Origin of the sequence: Vibrio sp. 10N.286.46.A8 (assembly GCF_041470165.1) — a bacterium.
Taxonomy (GTDB): domain Bacteria; phylum Pseudomonadota; class Gammaproteobacteria; order Enterobacterales; family Vibrionaceae; genus Vibrio; species Vibrio tasmaniensis_A.
The window spans coordinates 1-7890 of the sequence record NZ_JBFRLX010000282.1 but is presented as its reverse complement, the minus strand read 5'-3'; the positions used below and the strand labels follow the sequence as shown (position 1 = coordinate 7890).

Here is a 7890-nt window from a genome sequence, read left to right as displayed (position 1 = left end):
GAACGTAGTGTTCGCTGCACTTGCCAGTAACGAAAGCAAAATGACTCGCTTTGTGTTACTGAACATGAGGCAATTCCTCAATTATATAGCCTACTGAAATTAGTAAACTAGTACTGCACGACGGTTTTTAGCGTACACGTCTTCAGATTGACCTAGAAGAAGTGGCTTCTCTTCACCGTAGCTTACGATAGAGATTTGGTCTGCTTGAACACCTAGAGCTTGTAGGTATTTCGCTACAGCTTGTGCACGACGCTCACCAAGTGCGATGTTGTACTCAGGAGTACCGCGCTCATCAGCATGACCTTCAACAGTAACGTTCATATCAACGTTCTTAACTAGGTATGCTGCGTGAGCTGCAAGCATTTCTTCGTAGTCGCCAGCGATAGTAGAGTTATCGAATGCGAAGTAGATTGTTTGAGTTTCGCGTAGCGCTTGCTCTTTAAGCTCTTGCTCAGACAGTTGACCGTTAGCGTCAATTGGCGTTACAACAGTTGTATCTACGTTGCCTTCTGAACCTGAAGTTGTTTGGTTGCTTTCTGTGCCAGATGTTGCAGAAGTTGCTTCATCAGTTGAGCTACATGCCGTTACTGCCATCACTGGTAGTGCAATCATCAAGCCTTTAAGAACTTTGTTAAGTTGCATCTTTTTTTCCTTACGTTATCAAACTTAGTTTCTACAGCGACTAAGTGCTATAGATAGTTAAATGCCACAATAGTTAACACTATCAATAGCTAAAAGAATGTATCAAATCAACTAGAGAAACGGTGACCACGAAGGCGCTCTTACGCGTCCGTTCGTTGCCGGTAATCTAGCCTTAAAACGACCGTCGATAGAAACCATCGATAGTACGTTTGTTTTATTGTAAATAGAGCTATAGATAACCATACCTCCATTCGGTGCAATACTTGGAGATTCATCTAACAATGTTTTTGTTAGCACCTGAACCGCACCGGTTTCCAAATCTTGTTTAGCCAAGTTAAAACCCGAATTGCTACGATTAACCATAATCAGGAATCGTCCGTCAGGGGTGATCTGGCCACCTAAGTTTTGGCTACCTTGCCAAGTAATACGAGATGTCGAATTATTTGACAAATTTACATTATAAATCTGTGGTTTACCACCACGATCAGATGTGAAAATTAGAGACTTGCCATCTGGGTGCCAGAATGGTTCAGTATTGTTAGAACGACCGCGGGTAATTTGAGTCAGCTTACGGCTAGCAAGGTCGAGTGTGTACACCTGAAGACTGCCTGTTTTCGACAATACCAACGCCAATGTTTTACCATCTGGCGAGAATCTTGGCGCACCATTATGACGAGGGTATGACGTCACTTTCTCGCGCTCACCCGTGTAAATATTCATTATGAATATTTCAGCTTGGCCATTTTGGAAACTCACATACGCAAGCTTCTTACCGTCTGGCGACCATGCTGGTGACATAAGAGGTTGCTTAGAACGAAGCACCAAACGCTCGTTAAAGCCGTCGTAGTCAGCAACACGGAGTTGGTACGGGTATTTGTCTTTGTCGTTCACAACTACGTAAGAAATACGCGTTAGAAACGCCCCTTTCTCACCCGTTAGCTCTTCATACACTAAATCAGAGATTCGGTGTGCGTACTCTCTCAAGCGTTTACCAGGCACTGTCGCTTTCTTGTTGAACAGCACATGATCTTTAGAAAGTACTAATTGGCCTTCATCGCTTAGTGCACGGCTTTGCCCTTTAGTCAGTTGACCACGGACAATGTCGATCAGTTGGTAGTTCACCACATACTGCCCTTCGGCATTTTTAGTGATGCTACCTGTTAGCAGTGAATCAACACCTAGGTTAGTCCAAGCATCAAAATTCACCTCGGTTTCGCTGTAAGGCGTTTGAGGCATTTTACTTGTCGCAACTGGGCTAAATTTACCACTGCGTTGCAAGTCAGAAGCGATAACTGCTGACACATCGTGCGGCAATGGTCCTGCGCCTTCCCAACGGAAAGGAACAATAGCGATAGGTCGTGCAGAGTTAATACCATCTGTAATAACCAGCTCCAGTGCCGCATGGGCAAACTGGCTGCTTGTAGCTATTAAGAAAACAAAACTCAGTAATAGTTTCTTTAACACAAGTTCGTCCTTTTACTCTGGTGATACAGTTAAGTTAATGTCTTTCAGTGATTTTATAATGTCTGGGTCCTTAGGTAACGGGTAAGATTGCACTTGTGCTACCGCACGCTTCGTTGCCGCACATAAGCGACTGTCACCATCTAAGATACTCAATCTACCTAATATCGCATTAGATCCCGTTGGAATAAGCTTTAGGTTCACTCGACATGAACGACCTCTGTAGCTGTCTTCTAACAACAAGTTTTGTTGAATGAGTTGGGTATAGATAGCACCATAACGCTGCGCTTCATCACTAATAAATTGTTGTCTAGCTGAAGAGTTTTGAGTCGCTTCAGTTTCAAGCCCAGCAAAAATATCGTTCAATGCCGCTTCTTGCTGTTTACGCTCTTTCTCCGCTCTTGCTGCAGCTTCTTTCGCTTTACGGGCTTTTTCTGCTGCGGCTGCCGCTTCCTTCTCTTTCGCTATACGTTGTTTCTCAGCACGCTCAGCGGCTTCTTTTTCTTTACGAGCTTTTTCAGCGGCCTCTTTCGCGGCTTTTTCTTTCGCCACGCGTTCTTGTTCAGCTTTAGCAATGGCCGCTTCTTTTGCCTTGCGTTCTTTTTCTGCTTTCACAACTGCGGCTTCTTTCAACTTACGATCAGCTTCTGCTTTAGCGGCTTTCTTTTTCTCTTGTTTTAAGCGAGCCTCTTCAACTTTACGTTGCTTTTCATTTTCAACTCGACGCTTTTCCGCGTCGCGAGCCGCTTTGGCTTCTTTAGCTTGCTTTTCTTTCAGCTTTCGAATGTTCTCTTCTTCAGCTTTACGATTTTTTTCAAGTCGCTCGCTTTCACGTCTTAGTTTATCTAAACGCTCTTGCTCTTTTTTGCTCGCCGCTTCTCTTTGTTGACGAATCTGTTGAGATTGCTGGCGAACCAACTGAGGATCAATCACCACAGCTTGAACCATCTGCCCTGTAGGCTTTGGCTCTGACATCGTGAAATCCGCCCCCCAAATAAGCGCAACGAATAAGATGACGTGCAGCCCAAGAGAGATAAGAAGCGGTGATCTAAAATTATTGGATTTCTTATTATTCGCTTTCATGAATGCTACGGAGCTATTCCCTTATATCCGTTAATAGGCCAACCTTTGGCACACCTGCACGGCTTAATTCATCAAGTAAGATAACCACTTCAGCGTAAGGCGTTGCAGCATCACCGCCAACCGCCACTGGAGAATTTGGGTTCAGAGACAGTTCCGCCTTCACTCGGACGATAATATCTTCCAGAGACAAGCCTCGCTGAACCTCTTCGTTATTAACGCTCAAACCAAGCTCACCATCTTTGTTCACTTCAACGATAATGAAACTCGCGTTGTCGTCACCTAATAGATCTTGTGCAGATTTGGCCGTCGAAGCTTGAGGTAATTCAACATCTACGCCTTGAGTAACAAATGGCGAAGTCACCATAAAAATGATCAGCAAAACAAGCATAACGTCGATGTAAGGTACAACGTTAATCTCTGCTGTCATTTTGCGTTTTTTAGGTTGGTATCCAGCCATCTATTATTCCCTGCCAGCCATCGCTTGACGGTGAAGAATGCTATGGAACTCTTCAGAGAAAGTCGCGTAGTTGTGCTCTAACTTACCAACTCGGCTGCTAAAACGGTTATACGCCATCACAGCTGGAATCGCCGCGAATAAGCCCATTGCTGTCGCGATCAGTGCTTCTGCAATACCAGGAGCAACCATTGCTAATGTCGCTTGCTTCACTTCACCTAATGCGATGAATGAGTGCATGATGCCCCAAACCGTACCAAATAGGCCGATGTATGGGCTGATAGAACCGACAGTCGCCAAAAAAGGTAAGTTAGTTTCCAGTTCATCAACTTCGCGGGCAACCGCAACACGCATTGCACGACCAGTGCCTTCCATTATGAAGTCTGGAGACGCTGCATTTGATTTTCGAAGGCGAGCAAACTCTGTAAAGCCGGCGTAAAAAATCTCTTCAGTACCAGAGAGTTCGTCTTTGCGCTTATTACTCTCTTGATACAATTTAGCGAGATCAACACCAGACCAGAACTTATCTTCAAACACGTCAGTTTGTTTAGTAGCTTGAGATAATACTTTGCTTCGTTTGATGATCATCGCCCAAGAAACAACAGACATGCCCATGAGAATTAGCATGACCATCTTAACTAGTAAGCTAGCTTCTAAAATTAGGCCTAAGATTGAGATTTCAGCAGTCACTATTCGTTAGCTCCGTGAGAATAAATGTTGGCATTGCTTTGGGTTTCATTTTTTGATTGTCGATACATGCTACCTTAACCATTGCTTTACACAATGCTTTGCCATCAGGATTTACGATCTCTTGACAGAAGACCAAGGTAGCTCGCTTCAACTCGTAAATATTTGTAATGACTTGTAAAGAATCATCAAGGCGCGCACCTTGAATAAAATCGATGTCCATATGTCGGACTACAAAACCGATATTTTGTTCTAACAAGACTTGCTGAGAGACGCCAATTGAGCGCAACATCTCAGTTCGAGCGCGTTCGAAAAACTTAAGATAGTTTGAATGGTATACAACACCACCTGCATCGGTGTCTTCGTAATACACTGTCACTGGCCACGTAAATGGCTTAGATAATCCCTGCAATTTGATACCACAATTCAAAACGATAAAGATCTCACTATAACCTAACTCCTTATCATTAATAGTATATCGCTGTGAATTTTTTGATTTAAGAGACGAAAAAAAAGGCCATCTGTATAAGATGACCTCTTTTTGGCTAAAAACCCAACAAGTATAAAGGTTCACGTCGTTATGAACCTAAATCCTTTGCCTTTTATAAAAGGCGCAGCACCGTTAGGTAGAGCAAAATAGTGAGTGAAACGTATGGGCTGAACAGTAACTGCCACATCCAAGCTCTCGGCTTAAATCCGATACCATAAACCATGCTTGAACATGCTGCCCAAATGAACATTGGCCCGATGATCGCATTAAAGCCACCGATGCTTGTCGCATACGCTTCAGGTTCCCACATCACTAAACCTACATGCATGAAACCCAATACTAGAGATAAAGCTCTTAACAGAGTCTTATCCATTGGTTGATGCAGTTTAGCGATTTGCTCTGCGAGATTACTCACTGTCTTTATCCATCATTTCTGAATGCTCTAACCATAGAGCATTGATGATGCCGAATGCACATGCTAGAAGTACACCCAAAATCCATGCGAAATACCACATAAAATTTCTCCTAAGTTATTTAACTTCTAGCTTAGTAAGCTGAAACGTCGTTATCTTCGATGTGTTTCTTATCTAGACGACCGAACATTTTGTAGTATGTCCACGTTGTGTAGCCAAGAATCACAGGAACCATTACCGCCGCAACTCCAGTCATAAGACCAAGAGTTAGCTCACTTGCTGTTGAATCCCACATAGTCAAGCTATGGTTAGGGTTCAGGCTTGATGGCATTACGAATGGGAACATTGCAAAACCAGCCGTTAGAATAACACCAGCGTTAGATAGACTTGAGAACAAGAATGCGAAACCACCACGCTCAAAGCGAGATGCAATCACAGCAAGCAGTGGCATTACTACACCAAGAATCGGCGCAGCCCACATTGCTGGATACGTTTCGAAGTTTGTCATCCAAGCACCAACTTGAAGTGATACTTCTTTATTTAGCGGGTTTGAATCAGCAAACGTGTCTATCGTGCTTGTAATTACATAGCCTTCGATAGATTGAACCCAGAAACCACCGATAACGAACAGAGCAATAGCAATTAGGCCAGTGATCTGAGCAACGTTACGTGCGCGGCTGTGCAGTTCTTCTGTTGTCTTCATTTGAAGCCATGTTGCACCTTGCATAACGAACAACATCAGAGCCAACACGCCACATAGCAATGCAAACGGGTTTAGCAGAGCGAAGAACGTACCATGATACTTAGACATCATCAGGTAGTTCAGTTCGAATGGAACACCTTGCAGTAAGTTACCAAATGCTACACCAAAGATGATTGGCGGAACTGTGCCACTAAAGCAAAGTGCGTAGTCCCATGCCTTACGCCATTTTGGCTCTTCAATCTTTGAACGGTAATCAAGAGCAAGTGGACGTAGCCAAAGTGCTGCTAGCGTCACGTACATTGCAAAGTAGAAACCAGAAAACGACGTTGCGTAAACCAGTGGCCATGCAGCAAACAATGCACCACCCGCAGTGATAAGCCAAACTTGGTTGCCATCCCAGTGAGGGGCAATAGTATTCAGCATAATACGACGTTCAGTGTCGCTTTTACCGATAACAGGAGAAAGAGCGGCAACACCCATATCGAAGCCATCAGTTACAGCGAAACCAACCAGTAGAACACCGATCAATACCCACCAAATAAGTCGTAAGCTTTCGTAATCAAACATAATATTCCCTCACTTATACTTCAACTGAACGGCTAACTTTGTCTTCAACAGAGTTATCGTTTTGTTCGAAGTGGTAACGGCCTGTCTTCAAGCTACTTGGACCTTTACGTGCGAATTTCAGCATTAGGTAAACTTCAGCAATCAAGAACACTGTGTACAGTGCAAGAATTGCAAATAGAGAAGTCCAAAGCTGTTCAATAGTCAGTGCTGATGCAGCAACGTTAACCGGCAGGATTTCACCAACCGCCCATGGTTGACGACCAAATTCAGCAACAAACCAACCTGCTTCAATCGCAATCCAAGGTAGTGGGATTGAGAATAGCGCCGCTTTAAGTACCCATGGTTTCTGTTCGATCTTCTGACGACACGTTTGAACAAACGCCGCACCGAATACAAACAGCATGATGAAGCCACAAGCAACCATCAGACGGAACGACCAGAATAGAGGCCAAACTGTTGGGATAGAATCATCCGCAGCCATTTGGATTTGGTCTTCTGTTGCATCAACAACGTCGTCTGTATAGCGCTTAAGAAGCAGTCCGTAACCTAGATCACCTTTTACTTCATCAAATGCCGCTTTGTTCGCTTCTGAACGGTCACCACCACGTAGCTTTTCAAGCAACTCATACGCATACATACCGGTACGAATACGATCAACGTGATCGTCGCGCAAGTCACGTAGTCCTGTTACTTCTGTATCAAAAGAACGTGTTGCAATAATACCCATAACGTAAGGGATCTTAATTGCGTAGTCTGTGTGCATGGTTTCTTGGTTTGGAACACCAAATACAGTGAACGCGGCCGGTGCTTCTTCAGTGTGCCATTCAGCTTCAATAGCTGCTAGCTTCACTTTTTGAACTTCACCAAGCTCGTAACCAGATTCATCACCTAGCACGATTACTGACAAGATTGCCGCCATACCGAAAGATGCTGCAATCGCAAAAGAGCGACGAGCAAAGGCAAGGTCACGACCTTTAAGAATGTAGTATGAGCTGATACCAAGGATGAACATTGCACCCGTTGTGTAACCAGACGCTACTGTGTGTACGAATTTAACCTGTGCTACTGGGTTTAGTACAACTTCAGCGAAGCTCACCATTTCCATACGCATAGTTTCAAAGTTAAATTCTGCACCCACTGGGTTTTGCATCCAGCCGTTAGCTACCAAGATCCAAAGCGCAGAGAAGTTAGAACCAAGTGCTACTAACCACGTTACCGCTAAGTGTTGACGCTTTGACAATCTGTCCCAACCGAAGAAGAAAAGACCAACAAAAGTAGACTCTAGGAAGAATGCAACAAGCGCTTCGATAGCCAGCGGAGCACCAAAGATGTCGCCAACATAGTGAGAATAGTATGACCAGTTAGTACCGAACTGGAACTCCATGGTTAA

Annotated in this window: 10 protein-coding genes and 1 pseudogene; all 11 read right to left on the bottom strand. The window is 44.1% G+C overall.

The annotated features are described in order from the left end of the window. Positions 1-81: pseudogene (locus tag AB4232_RS21430) on the bottom strand (tol-pal system protein YbgF); the annotation flags it as partial. Between the two features lie 18 nt (positions 82-99). After that, positions 100-642, bottom strand: a complete 543-nt coding sequence (gene pal, locus AB4232_RS21425) for a peptidoglycan-associated lipoprotein Pal (RefSeq protein ID WP_009846381.1) — start codon at positions 640-642, stop codon at positions 100-102. Between the two features lie 111 nt (positions 643-753). Further along, positions 754-2106, bottom strand: a complete 1353-nt coding sequence (tolB, locus tag AB4232_RS21420) for a Tol-Pal system beta propeller repeat protein TolB (RefSeq protein ID WP_009846380.1) — start codon at positions 2104-2106, stop codon at positions 754-756. A gap of 12 nt (positions 2107-2118) precedes the next feature. Next, positions 2119-3186, bottom strand: a complete 1068-nt coding sequence (gene tolA, locus AB4232_RS21415; RefSeq protein WP_372087963.1) for a cell envelope integrity protein TolA — start codon at positions 3184-3186, stop codon at positions 2119-2121. A 13-nt stretch (positions 3187-3199) separates the two neighbouring features. After that, positions 3200-3643 (bottom strand): protein TolR, encoded by a 444-nt coding sequence (gene tolR / locus AB4232_RS21410; protein ID WP_009846378.1) that lies wholly within the window; start codon positions 3641-3643, stop codon positions 3200-3202. Positions 3644-3646: 3 nt separating this feature from the next. Beyond that, positions 3647-4330: a protein TolQ gene (gene tolQ, locus AB4232_RS21405; protein WP_009846377.1), complete on the bottom strand. Its 684-nt coding sequence runs from the start codon at positions 4328-4330 to the stop codon at positions 3647-3649. Beyond that, entirely contained in the window at positions 4320-4757 is a 438-nt protein-coding gene (ybgC, locus tag AB4232_RS21400; protein WP_017104273.1) for a tol-pal system-associated acyl-CoA thioesterase, read from the bottom strand. Before ybgC ends, tolQ begins: the two co-directional genes overlap by 11 nt. Before the next feature lie 172 nt (positions 4758-4929). Beyond that, the gene (gene ybgE / locus AB4232_RS21395; RefSeq protein ID WP_009846375.1) at positions 4930-5232 is read right to left on the bottom strand and encodes a cyd operon protein YbgE; all 303 of its coding nucleotides are present in this window, start codon (positions 5230-5232) and stop codon (positions 4930-4932) included. Then, positions 5225-5332, bottom strand: coding sequence for a cytochrome bd-I oxidase subunit CydX (gene cydX, locus AB4232_RS21390; RefSeq protein WP_000270284.1), 108 nt, complete (start codon positions 5330-5332; stop codon positions 5225-5227). Before cydX ends, ybgE begins: the two co-directional genes overlap by 8 nt. 31 nt (positions 5333-5363) lie before the next feature. Continuing rightward, entirely contained in the window at positions 5364-6500 is a 1137-nt protein-coding gene (cydB, locus tag AB4232_RS21385) for a cytochrome d ubiquinol oxidase subunit II (RefSeq protein WP_009846374.1), read from the bottom strand. Positions 6501-6513: 13 nt separating this feature from the next. Next, a partial coding sequence (locus AB4232_RS21380) for a cytochrome ubiquinol oxidase subunit I (protein WP_372087962.1) occupies positions 6514-7890 on the bottom strand: 1377 nt, incomplete at its 5' end.

Bases quoted from the DNA above. Each gene is read 5' to 3' on its own strand.
- pal (WP_009846381.1), bottom strand. From the start codon at position 642: ATGCAACTTAACAAAGTTCTTAAAGGCTTGATGATTGCACTACCAGTG.
- tolA (WP_372087963.1), bottom strand. From the start codon at position 3,186: ATGAAAGCGAATAATAAGAAATCCAATAATTTTAGATCACCGCTTCTT.
- tolR (WP_009846378.1), bottom strand. From the start codon at position 3,643: ATGGCTGGATACCAACCTAAAAAACGCAAAATGACAGCAGAGATTAAC.
- cydX (WP_000270284.1), bottom strand. From the start codon at position 5,332: ATGTGGTATTTCGCATGGATTTTGGGTGTACTTCTAGCATGTGCATTC.
- cydB (WP_009846374.1), bottom strand. From the start codon at position 6,500: ATGTTTGATTACGAAAGCTTACGACTTATTTGGTGGGTATTGATCGGT.